Origin of the sequence: Mesorhizobium sp. WSM3859, assembly GCF_002295065.1 — a bacterium.
Classification (GTDB): Bacteria; Pseudomonadota; Alphaproteobacteria; order Rhizobiales; family Rhizobiaceae; genus Mesorhizobium.
The window spans coordinates 198,781-220,237 of record NZ_NSGG01000001.1; the positions used below are offsets into that span (position 1 = coordinate 198,781).

The following is a 21,457-nucleotide window of genomic DNA, read 5'->3' on the forward strand; positions in this document are numbered from 1 at the left end:
CTCCCGCAAACGCTCGGTTAACCAAATCAGCAACGATTGTCACGCGCAAGCGATCATGACAACGCCTTCGCCGCAAGGCAAAAACGCTCAGAATTCAAATGCGTGAGCACGTTCGAAGCCCGGTAGTGGCTTAATTGCCGCATTAAAGGCCCGTCTTCCGGTTACAACCCCCCCGGCCTTAAAAAACAGCCGGGCCACGCCAGAGTTGCCCCGCCCTTCGACTGCAACCAGGCGTCCCTCTTCCGCGAGTTGATCGAGCAGTGCCGGCGGCACTTCCTCGACGCTGCCGCCGATGAAGATGACGTTGTAGGGCGCTTTAGCGGCATGCCCCTGCGGCAAAGGCCCGGTGATGACCGTGACGTTCTGGCAGCCGAGGCTGGAAAGCGTGGATTTGGCGGTCTCGGCCAGCGCGGAATCGCTCTCCAGTGCCACGACCGACCGTGCCAACCTGGACAGCAATGCGGTGCAATAGCCGCTGCCGCAACCGACATCGAGCACCGAATCGCTCGCGTCGATCTCGGCCAGTTGCAAAAGCTTGGCGAGCGGCGACGGCTCCATCAGGTAGCGCGCGGCGCCATTCGCGCCATCGGAAATGCGGATGTCTTCGTCGATATAGGCCAGATCCTTCTGTCCGGCGCCGACAAAGGCCTCGCGCGGGACGGTCAGCATCGCTTCGATGAGCGGCGCGCTGGTGACATCGGTGGTGCGGATCTGGCCATCGACCATCTTCACGCGGCGTTCGGAGAAATCAGCGCTCATGTCCCAACAATCCGCTCCCCGCGCCAAACGCGCGGCTCAACTTCAACAGGAACCCCGCTCCGGCGCGATTGCGCTGGAGCCCGCAAGCATCTGGAGGCCTCGCCCGGAATCGAACCGGGGTGCAAGGATTTGCAGTCCTCTGCGTAACCACTCCGCCACGAGGCCTCGCAATGCTCCCGGCGTTCCGAGCGAACTCATTATGTTGACGCTCAAGGGTCGTCAAGCGCCGCTGCGTCATTCCCGACGCTTTCGCATGGAGCGGCGAAAATGGTGATTACCAATCGGTTGTGACGGTTGGAACATCGCAGTCGCCCAGGCGGCGGCCCGCCGCCGCGGCCTCTCAGTCGGGTCGACGCCGGCGCTCCCACCAGACGACGAAACGCCGCCGGTGGCGTCGGATCATGGCGAATTCATAGGAAAGCACCAGGAGACCGAGTGGAATCATCCAGAAACCGAGAATCGGCAGAAAGCCAAGAATCCCGCCTAGGGTGAGCAGCATGCCAATCACGATTCGCAGACCGCGCGAGCGCGGCATCGTGAATTCGCGGCCGAAGATCGAGATCTTCCGCGCCGGGGCGTTGTCGTCGTCAGCTGCCGTCATTCAAAACCAAATCCTGTCCACGGGCAAAGCCATACCAGAAAGTCGATAGCCGGCCGCTTTGTTCCTGCCGGTGTGAAGCCGTTCATATGTGGGCACGCCGAACGATGGCACAAATAGCCGCATCAAAAACTGGAGAAAAATTGCGAATTGCTTCTTTGCAAAGCCGAAAGGTGTTTGCTATAGGCTGCGCCACTCACGTCAGAGCCTCCGTTCCCCGGTAGCTCAGTGGTAGAGCAACCGGCTGTTAACCGGTTGGTCGCTGGTTCGAATCCGGCCCGGGGAGCCAAACATTTCCAAGACTGCTTACGCTTGGCCCGCTTTCGACCGCGGCCGCGCAAAAATGCGGTGAACTCGGACAGTCGCGGTCATGGCCATTGTGCGGCCAATTTCGCTTCGCTGCTTGGTCATCCTGCCCGGCCTCCACTCGGACCTTTGCCGGCCCCCTCCACGCTCTGTGCGCGAACCGGTCGGCCGCGACCTCCCCAATGCGCATCAACGTCGTCGAGCGTAGGATCGCCGCCTTCCAGCCAAATTCGCGCTATGCGCGGATGAAGGTGAAGCGGATCATAGATCGCCCTTCCGCAGGTCCGAAATTCTGGATCTATCATTTGAAGGCCAGAGTTTTGGCAACCATTTGATCGCCTGGCCGCCGACCTTGGTCCGCCTTGCCGCACCCGGAGATCGCCACATATTATCGCCGAGGTCGGGGATCACTGATGGCGGGACTGCTTATTGCTTGGGTAATTGGGACGTTTTTGTATTTCAAGATCGTGATCGATTGGGCGTTTGACGCCGATATCATGATCAGCGCGGCCGTTTTGATAGCAATACTGGATGGGGTGTCGACGATCTTCATCGGAGCCCTCCATGCCGTTCAATTGTTAAACTACGACTGGACGACGGGTTCCGTGCTTGCAGGATTTCGGTCAGCAATGACGAGGAATTTAACGGTTATCGTCGCCACTATTCTCTTTAACGTCGTTTGCGCGCGCCTGATAATATTTGGCTTCTCCAAAGATCTGAACCACGAGATTCAGAATTTCTGTCAAAGCGGCTGTTTCGTGCACGGGACTATTCTAAAATTCACCCTCATCGTTGTATTTCCTCTATTGCTGCACTACGCCATCCTGGTCTTTGGAACATACCGAACCGCTAAATAGATTCGTCGGTCGTTCGCCCTCGTCATAGTGCACACCCTCTTCACTTTCGGCAGCGCGGAAAGCCTCGGGCGACCAACACGACCTGCAAGACAAGCGGCATTCAAGCGCCGCTTCCACAGGATGGAGGAGCCGACATACCTCGCCCTTTCGCAAGGGGCCGGCTCAAGAAGCTTAGCCTGCTCAGTTTCACGAAGGCTGTGCGGCAGCACGGTTGGCGGGAGGCGGGATCGAGGCAGGACCGACGAAGCAAGAAAGGCGCAATATCCCACTGTTCCCAAGCTGCCTGCCCTTCTCGCTACCAGAGGGGATAGTTGTCTTCGGGGTCAGCCTCTTCTTTGCCCTTCCGCCCTCGAATGCGCCTGAGAAGCAATGCCGCCGCGGCAGCGACCAGTACGGCAATCCCTATCCACACGACAAAACTGTTCATGGCTCTCCAGCCTAAAAAATGAGAGGCGTCCCGCCCTTAGCCGAATCGAGAAGACCGTTGTCGACAATTGCACCGGCGATGATCCTCGCTGCCGCATCCGCCCCCTTCTCGGAGAAATGGACCTCGTCCTTGTAGTTCTCATTCATGATTATCGCTCCTTCCTCCGGATAAGCCAGCGCGCCGTGCAGATCGACGACCGGCACCTCCAGCGCCATGCCGATATCGTCAACGATACGGCGATGCTCCCAGACGGCGCCCGGCACAGGATCCTGAGCGCTCTCCTGCCGGTAGTTCGGATTGACGAGAAGGACCCTCGCTCCCGCGGCTTTTGCCAGAACAACCAGGCTTGTGAGATTTGCGCGAAAGGCGACCGGCGGATTGCCCGCGATGTGCTTCGAATTGCGGCGCCCGCCTCCACGCCGCCGCACGACGTTGCCAACATAGGCAGTCGCGAGGTTCTGCCTTCTCTTGAACCAGCCGTAGAATCCGCCGCCCATAGCCGGCTCGAACCACGAGCACGAATATTCCCTGTAGTCGCGGGACAGGTTCGCCAGGCGACGGGGATGAACATCATTGTGAGTGTAATAGTAGACGATAAGATCCGGCCGCAAAGGCACCACGTGGAAGAGCAGCCTCAATATGTTCTCGATCGAGGTATAGCCGCCGACACCCGCGTTGATAACTTCGATGTCGGTGTCCGCCAGCATGCCCCTCAAATGCTCACAGAGGCGATAAGGGTAAGTGTCGCGGTCGTCGTCTATGCCCGCGCAATAGGTTGACGACTCGCCCATGCAGACGACCCTGAAACGGCCTTCCGGCTTGGGCACCGCAATTTCAGCCCCGCGAAATCCAAGACTGTTATGCATGGATTTGCCGCCCCCGGATCGCCAGGCGGGATTCAATTCGTAAAGCGTGTAGGGATGCGGGCGCACCAGCGGCGGGGGGCAGCCGAGCCATTTGGCGATCCGCCCGGGATAGCCAATCTGCAGCAATGCCCGGTCGCCGAAGATCATCACAAGGCTCTTCAGTGCGGCACGCTGCGCCCTCGAGCGTTTCTTGGCGATACTCATCTCAAGTTCCGGGCACGTAGCAAGGCCATAAGTTTCAATCAGGCTCGAATTCGTTGCGATAGTCCACGGCAAGGGTCATGTCCTGCGCCGACTTTTGCAGCACGCAATTGCCGACCACCAGCATATCCAGATCGGTGCCCATGAAGCATCGGAACGCATCCGACGGCGTGCACACGATCGGCTCGCTCCGCACGTTGAAGCTGGTATTGACCAGGACGGGACAGCCGGTGAGGGCCTCGAACCGGGAGATCAGCGCGTGGTAGAGCGGGTTGGTGTCCGGATGGACTGTTTGAACCCTGGCCGAGTAGTCGACATGCGTCACCGCCGGTATTTCGGAGCGCCGGACATTGAGCTTGTCGATGCCGAACATCGCCGCTTCCTGCGCGGTCATCTCGCGTCGCCGGCTCTCCTTGACCGGGGCAACGAGCAGCATGTAGGGCGAATCGACATCCAGTTCGAACCACTCGGACACTTTCGTCGACAGCACCGAGGGCGCGAACGGGCGGAAGCTCTCCCGGAACTTGACCTTCAGGTTCAGCGTCTTTTGCATCTGGTCGGAACGTGGGTCGGCCAGGATCGACCTGCCGCCGAGCGCCCTGGGTCCGAATTCCATCCGGCCCTGGAACCAACCCACGGCCTTGCCGGATGCCAGCGCGGCCGCCGTTGTGTCGACAAGCCGATCGGTCGGCATGATTTCGAACTCGGCCTTGAGGCCGGTGAGTTGCCTCTCGATCTCGTCCTGGCTGAATTCCGGCCCCAGCAGGCTGCCTCTCATCGAATCCCGGGCGGCGGGCACACGCTGTCCGCCCAGCTTCATGTGCCAGGCGGCGAGGGCTGAGCCAAGCGAGCCGCCGGCGTCACCCGCGGCGGGCTGGATCCACAGCCTCTTGAAGGCGCCGTCCCTGAGCACCTTGCCGTTTGCCACGCAATTGAGCGCGACGCCGCCCGCCAGGCATAGATTGGGGATCTGGAATTCACGCGCCAGGCTTCGGGTAAGCCGCAGAACGATCTCGTCCGTCACCGCCTGGATCGAGGCCGCCATGTCCATGTGGAAATCGGTAAGCAGATCGGCATCGGGCCGCCGCACCGGCTGGCCGAACAGGCTGGCGAAGCGCGCATTCGTCATCTTCACGCCGGTAGCATAGTCGAAATAGCTCTGGTCGAGGCGGAAGCTTCCGTCATCCTTCAGGTCGACCAGTTTTTCCAGGATCAGCGACTTGAACCGCGGCACGCCGTAAGGAGCAAGGCCCATCACCTTGTATTCGCCGCTGTTTATCTTGAAGCCGAGATAATAGCAGAAAGCCGCGTAGAGCAGCCCGAGCGAATGGGGAAAGTGCAGTTCCCTCACCACATCGAGCTTCGAGCCCCGGCCGATCGCGACCGTGGTCGTGGCCTTCTCACCCACGCCGTCAAGCGTCAGAACGACTGCCTCCTCGAAGGGCGAGGGAAAAAAGGCGCTGGCTGCGTGGCTGAGATGATGCTCGCAAAACAGAATCCGTGACGCGTCGACGAAACCGGGGTCGATCCTTTTCAATTCGTCATGGATGATCCGCTTCTGGAACAGCTTGCCGCCGAGCCAGGCGGGCATGGCCCTGCGAAAGGTCGGGAAGCCCTGCGGCGCGGCGTCGAGATAGGTGTCCAGCAGCCGCGAAAATTTGAGCAGCGGCTTTTCATAGAAGACGACGTGCTCGACGTCCTTCAAGGCCACGCCGCCGATCTGCAGGACGGAGCGGACGGCGTTCGAAGGGAAGCGCTCGTCGTGCTTGCGACGGGTGAAGCGCTCTTCCTGCGCCGCGGCGACAATGGCGCCGTCGACGACGAGGCTGGCCGCGCTGTCATGGTAGAAGGCCGAGATGCCGAGGATGCTGGTCACGATGGAGCCTTCAATACTGACGTGTCATCGAGTTCGCGTCCTTGTCCGGCTGCCTGGCGATCCAGAATGTGTCGCTTGGCGCTCTCGGCCGAAGCGCCTTGATGAGCCGGCGAACCAGGCCTGCCGGCAGGATCACGCCATAGAACACCAGCCCCGATATCAGGTCCGAAAACCAGGCGCTTGATTGAACTTTGTCCGACATTTGTCCCCTTCCCCGTCAAAGCGCCGCTGTTCATTCGCGGGCATCATGCCACGCGGATGGCCTTTTCAGGCCGTTTGCCCGCGCTCGAAACATCATTTGCATCAGCGCTCGAAGGCTTCCGCACCATAGCCTCGAACTCCTCGAACCGGTCGGGCCGCAGCCGCTCGATATAGTCGAGCGCCTGGCCCGAATTGTCGCTCGAATGCACCGTGTTGAGATGCTTCTTGCCAGCGAGCTTCGCCGTCTCTCTTCGCAACCTCTTCTTGAGCAGAAGGCGTTTGTTGTCGACGAAGGAGCGCTCGACCCTGACCTCGGTCGGCATCGGCAGCGGATCGGGGTCGAAGGTGACGATAAAGTGGGCCGGCACACCGGCCGGCTCGCTGTCTTGCGTCGACACCCAGTTACCGCCTCGGAACAGCGAGGCGATCTCCATACGACGCTCCACGGGTATCGCTTCCGACAGGCGGATCTGGAAGCCTTCCCCGGCCAGCATGGTTTCGATCGGGCCGACCAGATCGTATTTAAGGGCGGCTTCGCGGATGACGAACACGGCGAGCCCCGGCAGATAAGACGATGTGACCGCGTATCTCGACCGGACGAAGTCACTGGTTCTGGCAAGAAAATTGACAGTCTCGCTTTCCGGGAACCATTTTTCGCGCCGCAAAAGCGCTTCCATATCCCCCAACGTGCGAACCCGGCTGACGCCGGCGCCGTCGCAAAGCCGCATGAGTTCGGCAAAGCGCGCCTCGTCGTCCCACGTTTTCGGCAGAAGCGCCTCCCCCTCACCCAGCAGCAAGGGCTGTCTGTGGAAGAGCAAATGGTAGCAGTAGCTCAGGAGGGCATCCGCGGCAGAAGGACGCCACTCTCCCGCCTCGCCTCGCTCGCGCCGCTGCAGCAGGTCGAGCGCCCGCGGCGGCGGCAGATAAGCGACATTGCCGTCCGAATGCCCCGGCACGCTGAACGGCGTGTAGATATCGAGAGGCAGCGTGCCGAAGCGCGCCGTCACGCGCCGCACCAGCTCGCCGGCATCGTCGTTGTGGACCAGGAGATCGATGTCCCCCGACGTCGACGGATCCTTGATCTTCTGCGCCGACCGCAACGTGCTGTAGCGAAGGTCCGCGACGGACGCGAACATCTCCGTGATGTGACGCCCGAGCGCGGCGTAGTATTTGGCGCTGCGCTGCCTGCGCGACGTGTTCTCGAACACCAGCCATCGGGATTGGCTGCCGGCTTTGGTGCGGATTGTCACCTGTCCCCGCAGGACAAGCCGCCGACGCCGCATGTGGTTGGCGAGGTGAATGCCGCCGAGGAGCAAACGCACGCCGGGTCGTACCAGCAACAGTTTCGCGCCGCCGACATGCTTCAGGTCCTTCGAATACAGGGCGCGGACGGACACGCCCTCGAGCAGGACGACGTCGGCGTTGTTGCGACCGACGTCCCTGACGTTCCGATAGGTGAACCGGAGCTCGTCAGCCGATGCCGGACCGCGGCTATAGGTTGCGACATCAACGGCGCCGGACCGGCGGACCGCCTCGCCAAGCTGGCCATCTCGCGACAGGAAGACGGCGACTTTCTTGCCGCCGAAGACGTCGGACGGCGACAATTTCGTTCTAAGCTGACTTGAGACCGTCGCCATGGTTTTCCGCGTGAATCCGTTGCCAGTTCCGGCTGTCGAAGAATTCGTAGTTCCCATCGTTGCGAACCACTGTGTGCTTTAAATTGAGGGTCTCGCAAAACCGGAACCACCGGTCGTACCACGTCGTGAGGAAGTCCGGTGTATCGTAGAGTGCGTAAAGGATATCGCGCCGTGGCGGGCCGATTTCCTGCTTTTTTCGCTTCAATTTCTCCGCGGCCAGTTGCGCCCGCAATCGCGCCTTGGGCGTCATCAGCGTGAACATCGAGACCTGCTCGGCACTGCGGAAAAGCTCCGCCGCGGGATCGCGCTCGTATGTGCCCAGCGCGCGATCGAAGGGCCGCAGGAAATCATAGTGCAGGACCACGTGCGCGAGCTCGCCGGTCGGCAGCCGCCGCACCTCGTTCGCGTCGGCCTGCGCTGTCACCTCGGCGGGCAGACCCAATGACCGCCGGAAAGCCTCATCGCCGATGATGCGGTTCTTGAACGTGCTTTTTCCCGCCTTGGACGGTCCCGCCACGACGGTCAGGTGCTTGATGCGCCTTTTGGTGGCAACCACCAGGAAGCTTTTGCCCGCATTCGAGCTGAAGACCTGAACGGGCTCGAACGTGGCCATGTGCTGGTTGAGAATTCCCCCCATTGCCGCGGCGTTCGGCAGGAATGTGCAGTCAGCGACCTCATGCATCCTCGCCGCCAGCGGAACATCGATGACAGGCTCAGGCGCCCGAAAACGCGAAAGCCATCTGCGGCGCCGGCTTGGCAACTCGATGATCAGCCTCTCGCGCGCCATGGCCGCCATTCGCCGCAAGGCGTGAATCGGATCGAACAGCTCGGGCAGTACATTAAGGCAGGCCACGATATCGAAGTTTCCCGGTTCTTCTCCGCGCTCGAAGTCCCCTTGGATATACTCAGCAGCAAGCCCGGCCTGCTCCGCACGGTTCCTGGCGATGAGGACATTTTCCCGGATCAGCTCCACTCCGACAGCCCGCGCGGCGCCGCGGCGAAGCGCTTCGAGGCACAAATCGCCGTGGTGACTCCCGATATCGAGAAAGCTCCTGCCTTCTATTTTGCCGTCGAAGATGCGGGCGTTGCGAAAACCGACCTCCGCCGCATCCTGCCGGGCTGCGCCAGAATCGGTCAGCATCTCAGGCAGAAACCGCTCAACATCCATAGGCCCCACGCCATCGAGAACCCGACCAGGTCTCCGATATCTCAATCGCTTGAAAAGCATCTCTCACTAAATTAGCAATTAAGCAACACTGGCGGCCGTGCGCAGATCCATGACCGCGGCGCCGAGCCAATCCTGGCCTCAATACAAAAGGGGTTTGGCCGCACCGGCGCGCAGCAGATCACGGTCCACAATCTCCTCGGCAATGATCCTTGCCGCGGCATCGGCCCCTTTCCCGGTGAAATGCACTGCGTCCCGGTAGTTGTCGTTCAAACTCCGGTTGCCCACCGCGGAATAGTCCAGGCGACCGTTGAGGTCGACGATCGAGGCCCCCACCCTTTCGCCGATGTCCTCCACGACGCGCCTGTGCTCCCAGACGGCATGCGCCGCGGGATCATCCGAATTCGGCGGCCGGTAATTGGGATTGACGAAGACGACAGACGCTCCGGCGGCCTTCGCCAGCAGCGCCAGCGCGCTTAAATTGGCGCGGAACGCGTCCGGCCGGTTGCCTGCGATATGCCGCGCGCTGCGCAACCGCTTGTCGCGGCGCCGGACTATGTTGCCGACATAGGCCGTGGCCAGCTTATGGCGTTTCTTCTGCCATCCCGAAACGCCTCCGGACGGTGGCTCGAACCAGGAGCAGGAATATTCCCGATAGTCGCGGGACAGCCCGTCGTACCAGCGCGGATGGACGTCGTTGTGGGTGTAATAATAAACAATCAGATCAGGGGACAGAGGAACGACATTGAAGAGCAGCCTGAGGATGTTCTCGATCGATGTGTAGCCGGCGACGCCAGCGTTGATGACCTCGAGATCGACGCCTGGCTTCAATCTCTTCAGATGTTCTCCCAGCCGGTATGGATACGTGCTGACGTCGTTCAGGCCTGTGCAATAGGTCGACGACTCCCCCATGCAGACGATTCGCAGGCGCCCTTCCGGTTTCGCTACGGATACTTCCGGTCCCCGGAATCCCAGGCTGTTGTGCATGGAATTGCCGTCGGCCGAACGCCAGGCTGGATTGAGTTCATAGAGCGCATAGGGATGCGGGCGCACCACGGATGGCGGGCAACCAAGCCATCTGGCGATCCGGCCCGGATAGCCGGTCTGGAGCAAAGCCCGATTGCCGAAAATCATGACAAGGCTTCGCAGAAGGGCGCGCCGCGCTGCAGTGTATTTCCGCACCTTGCTCAAATGGCAGCCCCGCAACCGCACCCGAAGCCCGCCGGCTCGCTCGAGGAGCTTGCATTGCTGGAGCGGATGGCCCGTCCGGATGGTGTGAGGAAGCGGTTATTTGCCGACAACACGTCCTTATTTGTCCTCGCCAATGTCAACAACACGGCCTGCCGGCAGGCAGGGCCAAGACGCCAAATTGCCCGTGACCGGCGGTGCGGTGCACCACCCCCGGGTCGCCGTCGGTCGAAACCCGAAGCCCTCCAGCCGCGGCGCCGCCGGCGGAAGCAAGCGGCCTCCCTCTGAAATCAAATAAGCATATACGAATGTTATCGCGCAAGTTTCTGCTTCCCGGCCGGACGGACCACGCACATGATTTCCAGGCCCGCCTCGGGCAAAGGCCTTTGGCATTGACTGCAATCGAGAACGAAGCCACAGACAGGGTTTGTATTAGGAGTCGCGCAGAAGCCAGGGACCGGCCTGGATGAATTGACGGCTCGGATCACGGCGGACGATGTAATGAAGGCGAAGAAGCGAATTTCAGCCGCGCTGGCGTATCCGCTGGTGAAGCGACTAATCGTCGAGAATCTGCCGCCGCACAAGATGCTGTATCTGACGGGATTGCTGTGCTCGATCGCGGCCGCCGGCGCGACCGGCGCATCGGCCTGGATCATGAAAGTCATGATCAACACCATCTATGTGGAACGCAATGCCGCCGCCGTCTGGGGCATCAGCGCCGTGATCATCGGCATTTCGCTGGTCAAGGGCATCGCCGCCTACAGCCAGACGATCACGACGGGAAAGATTCGTCGTGCCATCGTCTCCGATCTGCAGAACCGTCAGTTTTCGCGGGTGGTGCGTTTCGACATCAGCCGTTTCACCAATCAGCACCCGGCGAAATTCGTCTCCAAGATCATGTTCAACGCGCGCGCCGGCGCTTCCGTCATCCTCACGCTGACGAGCAATACCGTTTCCGATGTGCTGACGCTGATCAGCCTGACAATTGTCATGATCAATCAGGACCCGATGATGTCGCTGATATCCGTGGCCGTTCTGCCGGTCCTGTTTGTCTCGGTGGGCGCCATAACGAGGAAGATCAAGGCGCTGGCGAGGGGAGAAACGGAGCTGGCTGCTATGGTTCAGTCGATCGGCACCGAAGCCATCGAAGGCATCCGCACCATCAAGTCGTTCCAGCTCGAGGACAAGGCGGTCGCCAGCTTCGCCAAGGCCGTCGGCAAGATGGAGAAGCGCGGCATTCAGATCAACCGGACATCGGCAATGATGAGCCCGCTGATGGAGACTGGCGGCGGTCTGATCATCGGTCTCTTCATCATCTATGCGAGTTGGCAAAGCCTCGGCAACGGCAAGACGCCCGGCGAGTTCATGGCCTTCATTACCGCTTTCCTGTTCGCATATGAGCCGGCCAAACGGCTGGCGCGAGTCAATGTCGATATTCAGAAGCAACTGGTCGCGGTGGAGCAGATGTACCACCTGATCGACACGCCGGTGCAGCAATCGCAAGGACCCGGCAGCGAAAGGCTGAGCGGCATTAAAGGCGCGATTCACTTCGAGGGCGTCTCCTTCTCTTATGACGGCAGCAGCCCGGCCCTGCACAATGTTTCCTTCGATGTGCGGCCGCGCGAGAAGCTTGCGGTGGTGGGACGCTCCGGCGCAGGCAAGACGACGATCGTCAATCTCCTGCTTCGCCTGGTCGAGCCCGGCAAGGGCAAGATCTTCATCGACGGGAAGGACAGCGCCGCGATCAGCCTCGCCGATATCCGGGACAACATCGCGCTGGTGTCGCAGGACGTGTTCCTGTTCGAAGGCACCATACGCGACAACATCCGCGACGGGCGTCCGGGCGCCAGCGACGCCCAAATAGAATCCGCGGCGGACCTCGCCCAGGTCAGCAGCTTCGCCTCCGGCCTCGAAAACGGGCTAGACACCCTTGTCGGGCCGGCCGGCACCAATCTGTCGGGCGGCCAGAAACAACGCGTCGCGATCGCGCGCGCCCTGCTGAAGAACGCGCCGATCATCATCTATGATGAAGCGACGTCCGCGCTTGACGGCGAGAACGAGCGAGCCGTGATGGACGCGGCATTCGACGCTGCCTCCCAGCGCACGGTGATCTGCATCGCGCATCGGCTTTCGACGATCAAGGCGGCCGACCGCATCCTGGTCTTCGACGCCGGCCTGCTCGTCGATTCGGGAACCCATGAGGAACTCGCCAAGCGCTGCGAAATCTATCGCTCGATTTTCCACCTCTCGACGCCGGCGGTGGTCCAAAGCGGCAGGAAGCTTCGCGCATGACCCCGGCGATCGGAATCGATTTCTGCCTCGATGACCCTCGGTCCGGAAGGGAGCATGCACCAGGTCGACACGCTACGGCGTCCCTTTGCGCATCGGCGAAAACGCGATGCTGTGGGGGCAAAATGTCTCGCCAAGGCCCATGACCAGCTTTTACCATGGATCCTACGTCCGCTACGCGATCGGCGGCCTGGGCCTGCGCCTGGGGCGGGCCATCAAGGCCCTGCGAAGGCTGCTCGGAGCCAACGGTCCAGTGGCCGCTCCGGCTCTGGCGCAGCAGACCAGGATCGACGCGCTGATCGCGCGCCGGTGCTGGAGCAGCCTGGCGGTCTGCGTCGATGAGATGGCCACCCTGGCCAAGGATACCGCCAATCCCCAACTGATGCAGAAGGCAGGCCAGGCCTATGAACGCCTCGGCGACTTCGCGCGCGCGGCCGAATTGCGCCTCGCGGCGCGGCACCGGCGCAAAGGCGAAAGCGCGGGAGACTGGGCCGGCGAGAACGTCGGAGCCGATACACTGCTTATCGATCTGGTCGAGGACGACCCGCGCAGCCTTGGCCGTGTCATCCGGCACGCAAGGCTTGCCGGCGCGGCCGCCGCGCGCGCCGAAAACGCGACGATACGGGTCGAGCCGCGCATCGTGCCGCTTCTGCAACGCACCTTTCCGAAGGCCACGATCATCTCCGCCAGGCAGGCCGCATCCGGCCAGAAGTTCGCCACGTTCGAGCATCTCGCCTGGGTATTCGGCCGCGACGCCGGAGAGCTTGCCGCCAGCTTTACGCCGCTGCGGGCGGACCCCGACCTCGTCGAGGCGTTCCGCAGACGGTACCGCGCGGCGACGGATCTGCCGCTGGTCGGCCTGTCGTGGGGAAGCAAGTCGCACACCAAGGATGTGCCGGACTTTCCCGAATGGGCAAGGTTCATGGCCGAAACGCCGGCGACCTTTGTCTCCCTCCAATATGGCCCGATCAAGCCGGCCCTGCGGCGCCTGCGCAAAGGCAATGATGCGCGCCTTATCCATGACGAAAGCGTCGACCAGATGGTCGAGATGGACCGTTTTGCCGCGCAGATCGCGGCGCTCGACGCGGTGGTGACGATCAGCAACACCGCAGCCCATCTGGCCGGCGCGCTCGGCGTGCCGACCATCTTCCTGATCGACGACAAATTTCAGACGGCCTGGCCGGTGGCCGGTGACCGGACCCCTTGGTACCCAAGCGGCGTCGTCCTCCACAAAGACGGACGCGAATGGCCGGCTGTGCTCGACGAGGCCCGCCGCCGCCTGGCACCGGTCCTGGCCGGGCGCTCCGATACCGGCTCCGCCGGAGGCGGCCGAAAATGACGCGGTCGATCCTTGAAAAGGCCAGGTCAGCGGACCTTCGACCGCAAAGCACCGCCGGCAAGCGTCTGCGGGCGATCGTCGACCGGGCGAAAGGTCTTTTCAAGCGACCTTCAGGGCATGCCGACGCGCAGGTTCGGCGGCACACGCGGTTGATGGAAGAGAGCATTGAGCGCAGGGATTGGCCGGCCGCCCGGGATCACGCGCTGGCGCTGGGCGAACTCGGCGAGCGCCTCGGTGACGCTGGCCTGGTCAAGAAGGCGGGGCGCGCCTTGCGACGTCTTCACGGCGGCAACCGCACCTGGCAACTGATAGCGGCGAGCAAGCGCGTATCGGGCAAGGCTGAATGGGACGGCGGCGACCTTGCCGGCCGAACGCTGCTCGTCGACCGTCGCGCCGGCGACCTGGCGATCTTCTTTCAGTTCGCGTCGCTGATTGGTCCGGCTGTCGCAGCCGCCGATCGATGCATCCTGTTCGTCGAGCCCAGGCTGGCGTCGCTCTATCGCCGGACCTATCCGAAGCTCGATGTCAGGGTCGAGGGAGACGAAGATCTTGACGCCGTCAAGGCTGACGTCTTCTCGGGCTTCGAGACGCTGGCGACGCATTTCTGGCCGGACGATCCGGCGGCACGCGTCCCCTTCGCACCGCTGCGGCCGAACCCCCAGTTGGTCGCCGAATTGCGCGGCAAGTACCTGGGTCGCGGTCCAGGCCCCCTGATCGGTTTCGCCTGGGGAAGCCTGAACAAAAGCAAGGACCTGCCGGCGCTGGAGGATTGGGGGGGCTTGCTCGACCGATTGCCGGGCTGGTTCGTCAGCTTGCAATATGGCGATGTCGGGCCGGCGCTTTCGGAATTCGAGCGCCATGCGCCGGGCCGCATTGTTCACGACACGTCCGTCGACCAGCTCTCGGATATGGACCGCTTTGCAGCGCAGATCGCGGCGCTCGACATGGTGGTGACGATCAGCAACACCGGCGCCAATCTGGCCGGGGCGCTGGGCGTGCCGACCATCGTCATGCTCGACGACGGTTTCCGCCTGTCCTGGCCCGCCTTCGGCGACACCGTGGCCGCCTATCCCAGCGTGCGACTGATCCGAAAGGGCGGCCGTGCCTGGGCACCTGCCTTGCAGGAAGCGGCCGATCTGGCGAAAAGCATCATGGGTGGGTCTCACGATGGGCAATAGCGGGATTGTGCGGGGGATTCGCCGTATGGCCGCGCTGGCGGGGTACCGGTACAAGGGGTGGTTCAGGCGCCACCGGCGCCAGCTCTTCCTTCGCCTGCGCGACGGCGACCTGGCTGTCCAGATGGCGGACTATCGGCAGAGCGTCGAGGATCGCGACTGGCAGGCCGCGCTGCCCAAGGCCCTTGCCCTGGGATCAAGAGCCAAGGAGAAGGGAGAGGTCCGCCTGCTCGACGAGCTTGGCCAGGGGCTGATGCGGATGGGCGCCTACGGCCCGGCGGCCGAGTTAAAGATCGCCCGGCGCCACGTCGTCCAGGGCCGTTCGGACGGCGAGTGGCTGGGACAGGACATTTCCGGAAAAACACTGCTCGTGGATCTCATGGAGACCGAGAAGCAGGGACTGGCCACGGCGATCCACCATGCCAGTTCGGTCGGCCGCGCGCTCGCCAGCGCGGCCCGGGTGATCGTGCTTGTCGAGCACCGGCTCGTTCCGCTTTTTCAGCGCACATTTCCCGCGGCCGATGTCAGACCCGTGGGTCCCGGGAAGAAGCAGGCCTATGCCGAGGCGCAGGCCTTTGCCGGTGTCCAGCATCTGACCGCCTTGTTTGAAGCCGACGAAAGAGCGATCCTGGCGCACTTCGTGCCGCTGAAGCCGGACCCTCAGCGCGTCGCCGAGCTCCGCGCCCGCTATCGCAAGGACGGCCGGCTGTTGGTCGGTGTCGCCTGGGGCAGCTCAAACCCCGGCAAGGATCTGCCGCCGCTTACTGCCTGGTGCGACTTGATCGGCCGTCCCGACTTCAATTTCGTCTCGCTGCAATACGGCCAGATAGACAATGACCTGAAGGTGCTGACCGACGGCGTACCGGAGCGCGTCCTCAACGACCGTACCGTCGACCAGCTGGTCGACATGGATCTCTTCGCGGCGCAGGTCGCGGCCATGGACGCCGTGGTGACCATCAGCAATACCGGCGCTCATCTTGCGGGGGCGCTCGGCGTTCCTTCGGTCTTCATACTGGGCGACGGCTTCAAACGCTCCTGGCCGGTCGAAGGCGACCGCACGCCTTATTATCCATCTGCCGTGCTCGTGTCGAAGCGGGAGCGGCCATGGGGCGCGGTGATGGCCGAGGCCGAGAAGATCCTTCTTGGCCTGTTTGCCGCGGGTACCCGCTGATGCGCACGGGATTCATCTGCGGTTGCGGACATAGTGGCACGACGCTGATCGCGACGATCCTGGCGTCCCATCCGGACGTTTACCTGCCCTTCGACGAGACCAATATCTTCTTCAAATGGACGCCGCTGGCAATGTTCCGTTACTGGAAGCTGAAGCTGGCGGCGAACGGTGCCGGCAAGAGCTTGCTGCTTGAAAAGACGCCGCGGCACATTCGTCGTGTCGCCCGGATCCGGACATTGGTGCCCGGAGCCCGCTTCATCATGCCGGTCCGGGACGGTCGCGACGTCGTGGCCTCGCTGACCAAGCGCCTGGGCGATCCGAAAGAGGCGCTCGACCGCTGGATCACCGACAATGGTCTCGTCCTTGCCGAGCGAGGCGAACCCGACGTGCTGATCTATCGCTACGAGGACCTTGTCGAGGAGCCGGCCAAGGTCGTCGAGCGGATTTGCACCTTTCTCGATTTGGCTTACAGCCCGGACCTGCTCGACTATCACAAGCGTCCGCCGAACTGGTTCAAGTCGAGCGGCGCCCAGGCCGAGCAGCAAGGGCATGTCGCGCTCCGCAACCAACAGGTCAGCCAGCCGATCTATGACGGGCGTGGACGATGGCGCTCGGAGGTCGGAGACCTCGAACTGCAGGACCTGATGCAGGGGCGAGGCGCGCAGCTTATGAAGGAATTCGGCTACCGGTAGAGTCGCAAATTCCTGTCTACCAGTCGATCGGCTTGATCAGGTTGGTTTCGGCCAGGCTCCGCACGCCCTGATAACGCACCGAATGGTCCGTCATCGCGCTGAGCACGGTCCTTTCGCTCGAGACCGCGTGATACTGGCGATATTTGGCGGCGCCGTTCCAGTACTGCCCCTCCTCCACCGCGGCCCGCGCTTTTTCGTTGAAGTCCGCGAAGAACTTGAAGTGAAGCAGCGCGCCGAACGCATCCGCGTAGTTGCGCCAGTAGGGCAGCGGCGCGTGGATCGAGGTGAAGATGGTTGGCCGGTCGACATAGATGAGCGGAAATTTCATCAGCTTGTGCTGCCTGTCGAAAAGCCGGGTCCTGGGCCCGCCGGTAATTTTCACGCCCCGGGGGCTCTTGGTCACCTGATAGCCGGTGCTGTCGAAATGATCGGCCACCTGCCACGGCGGCACGTCAGGATCGAATCTTGCATCCCAGATGTTGCCGCCGGGGTACATATCGATCATCGGCGCCAGCAGACGTGACATCTTCCGCAGTTCCAGCCAGCGGATCAGCGCGCTGAGCGGATGGCGATCCATGCCCTCATAGACAAGGTATTCGTCGGCATCCACCGTGACATGCCAGCGCGGCTGTCCGTAAATCCGCGCGATACGCTGTCTCCACAGATTCCCAAGGTCCGCCTGCGCATAGCTTATCGGCGAACGGAACAGATCGACGTCCGGCTGCTCGGCGAGCATTTCCGCCGTACCGTCGGTGGAACGGTCATCGAGCACCGCGAATCTGGTGATCCCAAGTTCGCGATAATGCCTCAGGAACGGCGCCAGCCGATCGGCCTCGTTGCGAACGACAACGATCAAGGACAGATCGTCCGGCTTCAGTGGCAAGACCGGTTTTGCCGAAGTAACCTCCGCGCCTCCCAGGCCATGCCGTAGCCGATAAAAGGCCGTATCGGTTATGCTTCTGCGCACAACGCTTGGCCAGGCCGTTCTGCTCAATGTCGCGTTTCCCCATCCCAGAAGTGACCGAACCTCCGGGGCCTGGCCCAAAAAGGCTTCAGACCGGGCGCCGGGTTGATCTTTGCCTGCTAAATGCAGCAATGCTAAAAAAACCGCAAGCTGACGGAAGCCGGAAGCGGATCGATCGGCTCGGCGCCGGGCTTTCCGACATCCCGCCGCTTGAGACAGCGAGGGTGCCCTCCAGATGCAGACAACAGCTCTCCGGCCCGACGGCACGTCCCGGAAGCCCATTCTGTTTGTGCGCCGGCAATATTCGCCATTCGGCGGCGGCGAGATCATGCTCGACACGATAGCCAAGGAATTCCGCGCGAGGGATATGGCGGTCGCGATCATGTCCGGCGACTGGCCGGCTAGCGAAGGCATAGAGTTCATTCGCTGCACCGGCCGCCGCTTCCCGCGGGCGTGGCGGGCTCGATCCTTCGCCATGGCGGCGTGTCGCAGGATTTCGCAGCTCGACCCGGCGCCGGCGCTTGTCCAGAGCAACGACAGGTTGCCCTGCTGTGATATCTTTCGCGCCGGAGAGGGTGTCCACGCGGCCTACCTCGCCGAGCGCCGCCGGCTGTCGAAATTGGACGGCGCAGGGCTCAGTCTCAGCCTGTTTCACAAGGAAATGCTGCGTCTTGAGCGGCTTACTTTTCGAAGCGCAGGGCTCAGGGCCGTGATCGCCATATCGAAAATGGTGGCCGACGACATTCGTCGCCACTATGATTTTCCGGCCGACAGGATCCACCACATACCCAATGGTATCTCTCTGGCCACGTACAACGTTGCGCTGCGCGACGAGCATCGGGCAAGGGTCAGGGCGCAGCTGGATGTTCCCCCGGACAAGCCCGTCATTCTGTTCGTCGGCTCCGGCTTCACGAGAAAGGGTCTCGCACCTCTCATCGAGGCCACGGCGACTCTGGAGTCCCTTCCGGAACTGTGGGTCGTCGGGCACGACACCCGAATGGAGACTTTCAGGCGCCTCGCGCAAAAGCGCGGCCTGGGTAACCGTGTGAAATTCATCGGGCCGCAAAAGGACGTGAGGCCATGGTACGGGGCAGCGGACATCGCCGCCCTTCCGTCGGTGTACGAGCCCTTCGGAACCGTAGTTCTGGAGGCCATGGCATGCGGGCTGCCGACCGTGGTGAGCACGATGTGCGGCGGCCGCGAGCTGGTCGAGCGCTTCGACCCTGCCCTTGTCTGCAACATTGCGGAGCGGGACGGGCTCGCGACGAGCCTAGGTCGAGCCCTGCAGCACTCCCGCTCGGGGGAGACCGCCCATTTGGTCAGGCAGGCTGCGAGCCAGTACGGCCTCGACACCATGATCGACAGGACCGTCTCCCTCTATGAAAACGTCCTGGCGGAAAAGCGTCGAGAAGAGGCAGCGGCCGCGCAGCGGATCTAAGTGTGACCGCGGCGCAACTTTCTTAGCCAACGACAGTTCCATCGACCTATTGTTGCCCTCACCCGCCCCCGCAGGCTTGCGTTGATAGCTGCCGTTGGGGCATATTCGTATCTACGAATGTTCTAAATCGGCGGGAAGAGGGCCGTCCGTAAATTCGTTGTACGTCGCGATGTCGGCGATTGCCGACATCATTCTGGCTTGGAGGTCCGGGGGCGGATGTTTAGTGATCATAAATTCAACGGACCTTGGCCGTTGATCGATGGGTTGAGATGATGCCGAAGCTATCGGTCATCGTCATCACCCTTAACGAAGAGGCGTGCATCGAGCGTTGTTTGCGTTCGGTTGGCTTTGCCAACGAAATCGTCGTCGTCGACAGTGGCAGCACAGACAGGACCCGTGAGATCGCTGGTGCCATGGGCGCTGAAGTGCACGTCACCGAAGACTGGCCGGGCTTCGGCGTGCAAAAAGGACGCGCGCTTGCCGCAGTTACCGGAGACTGGGTACTGTCCTTGGATGCCGATGAATGGGTGGACGCTTCTCTCGCCGCGGAAATAAAGAAAGCCATTGCGGACCCGCGAGGCTGTGCAGGTTTCGAGATTCCCCGGAAATCGCGCTTCTGCGGACGCGTTGTAAACCATGGAAGCTGGTCCGCGGACTATGTCCTGCGCCTGTTTCGCAGGGATGCCGGTCGCTTCACCGACTATCCTGTCCACGAGAAAGTTGTCTTGCGAGGTAATCTGTCTCGCCTTTCCCATCCTTTGGAGCATGATTGCGTCACCGATCTCGGTGACGCACACCGTAAGATTCAGATGTATGCCCAAGCGTCGGCTGCGCATATGGATAATATGGGAAAGAAAGGATCCACCACGAAGGCGATCCTCCACTCCGCCTGGGCCTATCTTAACAGCTATGTTATTCGTTTCGGCATGCTTGATGGAGCAGTTGGTCTTCTGGTGGCCGGATACTGCGCGAGTTATACCTATAGCAAGTGGTCGACGGCCCCATCCGTCGGCCGCGCCAATATACCGGTACGTGAAACCCCGGCTATAAAAATGAATTGAGCAAGTCTCCGATTATAGATCTTTCGACGATTATTTGCGCAGGGAATTAAATGGCGGGTAAGCAGTCAATCTGGATCGGTTTCGATCCTCGTGAAATCGATGCGTTTGCGGTCGCTCGCAACTCGATAAGACGCCACATGATCTCACCCGTGTCGGCGCGCGGGGTGGTGTTGGCAGATCTCAGGGCTCGGGGACTCTACACCCGCCCGACAAGCCGCAAGGACGGCCGCCTGTGGGATGAGATTTCTGAAGCTCCAATGGCAACGGAGTTCGCCTGCTCCCGTTTCCTGGTGCCGCATCTGTCAAATTCGGGTTGGGCTTTGTTTATGGATTGCGACATGCTGGTCCGCAGGGACCTGCAGCGGCTTTTCGGTCTTGCGGACCCGTCAAAGGCGGTGATGGTGGTCAAGCACAATCACCAGCCGACGGTGGACGTTAAAATGGATGGGCAAGCCCAGCTCCGTTATGCCCGCAAGAACTGGTCGAGCGTCATGCTTTTTAACTGCGACCATCCGGCGAACAAGGCTCTGACGATTGAACTTGTCAATTCCGTACCCGGGCGGGACCTGCACCGTTTCTGCTGGCTGGAAGACGATCTGATCGGCGAACTGTCGCCCGAGTGGAACTGGCTGGTCGGTCACTCCGACCCGGGGATTGATCCCTCCATCGTGCATTTTACGGATGGAACCCCGGCCATGCCCGGCTATGAGCATTGTGCTTATGCTGATGAATGGAGGTCGGAATTGATCAGATGGGCAAGCTGATGCCTCCGGTATCCGCCAGCCATTCGCAAAGACACTGAACCAGCGCTAGGAGACCCCTGCTCTTTCGGAAAAGGTTATTGTTCGTCAGGCGGCGCTAATGCCTTCCTCAATTCCTTCGTGATAGCCTGCCACCGAACAAACAGCACACATCACAGTAGCGGCGACCAGTATACTAGCACGGTCACCAAAGCCGACTCGCGCCAACAAGTAACTTATCGCTGTGGTGCCGATCAAACCGGATAAGCCGGACATCAATACAATCATCTTCCACGACGAAAACATTTCGCGATCTCCCGAACCGGTACAAACAAAAGCAAAATGCGAGCAAGATTGCCAGCTTAAATTTGAATCACTTAGATTCATTCCGGAGCAGGCCGACGACAGACCTCCGGTCGCCGCGAAGCCCGGATCGGCTTGAAGGTCGAAACGCAATGCGCGATTGCCCTCGTCCAGATGGATCAAAGGCCTTGGCAAAGGTCCAAC

Annotated in this window: 20 protein-coding genes and 2 tRNA genes; 11 read left to right on the forward strand and 11 right to left on the reverse strand. The window is 61.6% G+C overall.

Annotation, left to right across the window (positions count from 1 at the left end):
• Window positions 1-87 precede the first annotated feature (87 nt).
• The 3 genes from CK230_RS00940 to CK230_RS00950 form a co-directional block, all read right to left on the reverse strand.
• Complete coding sequence (locus CK230_RS00940; protein ID WP_095815343.1) at window positions 88-759, reverse strand: protein-L-isoaspartate O-methyltransferase; 672 nt, start codon at window positions 757-759, stop codon at window positions 88-90.
• A 91-nt stretch (window positions 760-850) separates the two neighbouring features.
• Window positions 851-924, reverse strand: a tRNA-Cys gene (locus tag CK230_RS00945).
• A 175-nt stretch (window positions 925-1,099) separates the two neighbouring features.
• Window positions 1,100-1,360, reverse strand: a complete 261-nt coding sequence (locus CK230_RS00950) for a PGPGW domain-containing protein (RefSeq protein WP_095815344.1) — start codon at window positions 1,358-1,360, stop codon at window positions 1,100-1,102.
• 211 nt (window positions 1,361-1,571) lie between these two features.
• Here CK230_RS00950 and CK230_RS00955 point away from each other — a divergent pair.
• From CK230_RS00955 to CK230_RS00960, 3 genes are all read left to right on the forward strand, one after another.
• A tRNA-Asn gene (locus CK230_RS00955) sits at window positions 1,572-1,646 on the forward strand.
• Window positions 1,647-1,845: 199 nt separating this feature from the next.
• Window positions 1,846-1,998 carry a hypothetical protein gene (locus CK230_RS32975; protein ID WP_176479973.1) on the forward strand — a complete coding sequence of 51 codons (153 nt, stop codon included), beginning with the start codon at window positions 1,846-1,848 and terminating at the stop codon, window positions 1,996-1,998.
• Window positions 1,999-2,076: 78 nt separating this feature from the next.
• Entirely contained in the window at window positions 2,077-2,520 is a 444-nt protein-coding gene (locus CK230_RS00960) for a hypothetical protein (RefSeq protein WP_095815345.1), read from the forward strand.
• A gap of 438 nt (window positions 2,521-2,958) precedes the next feature.
• On the opposite strand, the gene CK230_RS00965 is transcribed toward CK230_RS00960, so the two are convergent.
• From CK230_RS00965 to CK230_RS00990, 6 genes are all read right to left on the reverse strand, one after another.
• Window positions 2,959-4,017 carry an SGNH/GDSL hydrolase family protein gene (locus CK230_RS00965; RefSeq protein WP_095815346.1) on the reverse strand — a complete coding sequence of 353 codons (1,059 nt, stop codon included), beginning with the start codon at window positions 4,015-4,017 and terminating at the stop codon, window positions 2,959-2,961.
• A 34-nt stretch (window positions 4,018-4,051) separates the two neighbouring features.
• A complete protein-coding gene (locus CK230_RS00970; RefSeq protein ID WP_095815347.1) occupies window positions 4,052-5,890 on the reverse strand; it encodes a carbamoyltransferase in 1,839 nt (612 codons plus the stop codon).
• 10 nt (window positions 5,891-5,900) lie between these two features.
• Complete coding sequence (locus CK230_RS00975) at window positions 5,901-6,092, reverse strand: hypothetical protein (protein WP_095815348.1); 192 nt, start codon at window positions 6,090-6,092, stop codon at window positions 5,901-5,903.
• A gap of 43 nt (window positions 6,093-6,135) precedes the next feature.
• Window positions 6,136-7,695 carry a hypothetical protein gene (locus CK230_RS00980; RefSeq protein ID WP_095815349.1) on the reverse strand — a complete coding sequence of 520 codons (1,560 nt, stop codon included), beginning with the start codon at window positions 7,693-7,695 and terminating at the stop codon, window positions 6,136-6,138.
• 7 nt (window positions 7,696-7,702) lie between these two features.
• The gene (locus CK230_RS00985) at window positions 7,703-8,896 is read right to left on the reverse strand and encodes a class I SAM-dependent methyltransferase (protein ID WP_176479974.1); all 1,194 of its coding nucleotides are present in this window, start codon (window positions 8,894-8,896) and stop codon (window positions 7,703-7,705) included.
• A 138-nt stretch (window positions 8,897-9,034) separates the two neighbouring features.
• Complete coding sequence (locus CK230_RS00990; protein ID WP_176479975.1) at window positions 9,035-10,006, reverse strand: SGNH/GDSL hydrolase family protein; 972 nt, start codon at window positions 10,004-10,006, stop codon at window positions 9,035-9,037.
• A 576-nt stretch (window positions 10,007-10,582) separates the two neighbouring features.
• Between CK230_RS00990 and CK230_RS00995 the strand changes: the two genes are divergently transcribed.
• The 5 genes from CK230_RS00995 (at window position 10,583) to CK230_RS01020 (ending at window position 16,747) form a co-directional block, all read left to right on the forward strand.
• Window positions 10,583-12,373, forward strand: a complete 1,791-nt coding sequence (locus tag CK230_RS00995) for an ABC transporter ATP-binding protein (RefSeq protein ID WP_095815352.1) — start codon at window positions 10,583-10,585, stop codon at window positions 12,371-12,373.
• A 139-nt stretch (window positions 12,374-12,512) separates the two neighbouring features.
• Entirely contained in the window at window positions 12,513-13,709 is a 1,197-nt protein-coding gene (locus tag CK230_RS01000) for a hypothetical protein (protein ID WP_141245966.1), read from the forward strand.
• The gene (locus CK230_RS01005; RefSeq protein ID WP_095815354.1) at window positions 13,706-14,887 is read left to right on the forward strand and encodes a hypothetical protein; all 1,182 of its coding nucleotides are present in this window, start codon (window positions 13,706-13,708) and stop codon (window positions 14,885-14,887) included. Before CK230_RS01000 ends, CK230_RS01005 begins: the two co-directional genes overlap by 4 nt.
• Before the next feature lie 25 nt (window positions 14,888-14,912).
• Window positions 14,913-16,055, forward strand: a complete 1,143-nt coding sequence (locus tag CK230_RS32250; protein ID WP_141245967.1) for a glycosyltransferase family 9 protein — start codon at window positions 14,913-14,915, stop codon at window positions 16,053-16,055.
• The gene (locus tag CK230_RS01020; RefSeq protein WP_176479976.1) at window positions 16,055-16,747 is read left to right on the forward strand and encodes a sulfotransferase; all 693 of its coding nucleotides are present in this window, start codon (window positions 16,055-16,057) and stop codon (window positions 16,745-16,747) included. Before CK230_RS32250 ends, CK230_RS01020 begins: the two co-directional genes overlap by 1 nt.
• Window positions 16,748-16,763: 16 nt before the next feature.
• Here the strand turns inward: CK230_RS01020 and CK230_RS01025 are convergent, their stop codons facing one another.
• The gene (locus CK230_RS01025) at window positions 16,764-17,843 is read right to left on the reverse strand and encodes a glycosyltransferase family 2 protein (protein ID WP_176479977.1); all 1,080 of its coding nucleotides are present in this window, start codon (window positions 17,841-17,843) and stop codon (window positions 16,764-16,766) included.
• A gap of 103 nt (window positions 17,844-17,946) precedes the next feature.
• Between CK230_RS01025 and CK230_RS01030 the strand changes: the two genes are divergently transcribed.
• The 3 genes from CK230_RS01030 to CK230_RS01040 all read left to right on the forward strand — a co-directional run bounded on the left by CK230_RS01030 (window position 17,947) and on the right by CK230_RS01040 (window position 20,974).
• Window positions 17,947-19,149: a glycosyltransferase family 4 protein gene (locus CK230_RS01030; RefSeq protein ID WP_095815358.1), complete on the forward strand. Its 1,203-nt coding sequence runs from the start codon at window positions 17,947-17,949 to the stop codon at window positions 19,147-19,149.
• A gap of 269 nt (window positions 19,150-19,418) precedes the next feature.
• A complete protein-coding gene (locus CK230_RS01035; protein WP_210201462.1) occupies window positions 19,419-20,210 on the forward strand; it encodes a glycosyltransferase family 2 protein in 792 nt (263 codons plus the stop codon).
• A gap of 50 nt (window positions 20,211-20,260) precedes the next feature.
• Window positions 20,261-20,974, forward strand: a complete 714-nt coding sequence (locus CK230_RS01040; RefSeq protein WP_095815359.1) for a hypothetical protein — start codon at window positions 20,261-20,263, stop codon at window positions 20,972-20,974.
• 84 nt (window positions 20,975-21,058) lie between these two features.
• Here CK230_RS01040 and CK230_RS32255 read toward each other — a convergent pair whose 3' ends face one another.
• Window positions 21,059-21,436: a hypothetical protein gene (locus CK230_RS32255; RefSeq protein ID WP_141245968.1), complete on the reverse strand. Its 378-nt coding sequence runs from the start codon at window positions 21,434-21,436 to the stop codon at window positions 21,059-21,061.
• Window positions 21,437-21,457 lie beyond the last annotated feature (21 nt).

Coding starts and splice junctions, on each gene's coding strand:
- CK230_RS32975 (WP_176479973.1), top strand. CDS start 1,846: ATGCGCATCAACGTCGTCGAGCGTAGGATCGCCGCCTTCCAGCCAAAT.
- CK230_RS01035 (WP_210201462.1), top strand. CDS start 19,419: ATGATGCCGAAGCTATCGGTCATCGTCATCACCCTTAACGAAGAGGCG.
- CK230_RS00965 (WP_095815346.1), bottom strand. CDS start 4,017: ATGAGTATCGCCAAGAAACGCTCGAGGGCGCAGCGTGCCGCACTGAAG.
- CK230_RS01030 (WP_095815358.1), top strand. CDS start 17,947: ATGCAGACAACAGCTCTCCGGCCCGACGGCACGTCCCGGAAGCCCATT.
- CK230_RS00995 (WP_095815352.1), top strand. CDS start 10,583: ATGAAGGCGAAGAAGCGAATTTCAGCCGCGCTGGCGTATCCGCTGGTG.
- CK230_RS32250 (WP_141245967.1), top strand. CDS start 14,913: ATGGCCGCGCTGGCGGGGTACCGGTACAAGGGGTGGTTCAGGCGCCAC.
- CK230_RS00950 (WP_095815344.1), bottom strand. CDS start 1,360: ATGACGGCAGCTGACGACGACAACGCCCCGGCGCGGAAGATCTCGATC.
- CK230_RS01020 (WP_176479976.1), top strand. CDS start 16,055: ATGCGCACGGGATTCATCTGCGGTTGCGGACATAGTGGCACGACGCTG.
- CK230_RS00975 (WP_095815348.1), bottom strand. CDS start 6,092: ATGTCGGACAAAGTTCAATCAAGCGCCTGGTTTTCGGACCTGATATCG.
- CK230_RS00960 (WP_095815345.1), top strand. CDS start 2,077: ATGGCGGGACTGCTTATTGCTTGGGTAATTGGGACGTTTTTGTATTTC.
- CK230_RS01000 (WP_141245966.1), top strand. CDS start 12,513: ATGACCAGCTTTTACCATGGATCCTACGTCCGCTACGCGATCGGCGGC.
- CK230_RS01040 (WP_095815359.1), top strand. CDS start 20,261: ATGGCGGGTAAGCAGTCAATCTGGATCGGTTTCGATCCTCGTGAAATC.
- CK230_RS00985 (WP_176479974.1), bottom strand. CDS start 8,896: ATGGATGTTGAGCGGTTTCTGCCTGAGATGCTGACCGATTCTGGCGCA.
- CK230_RS01005 (WP_095815354.1), top strand. CDS start 13,706: ATGACGCGGTCGATCCTTGAAAAGGCCAGGTCAGCGGACCTTCGACCG.
- CK230_RS00940 (WP_095815343.1), bottom strand. CDS start 759: ATGAGCGCTGATTTCTCCGAACGCCGCGTGAAGATGGTCGATGGCCAG.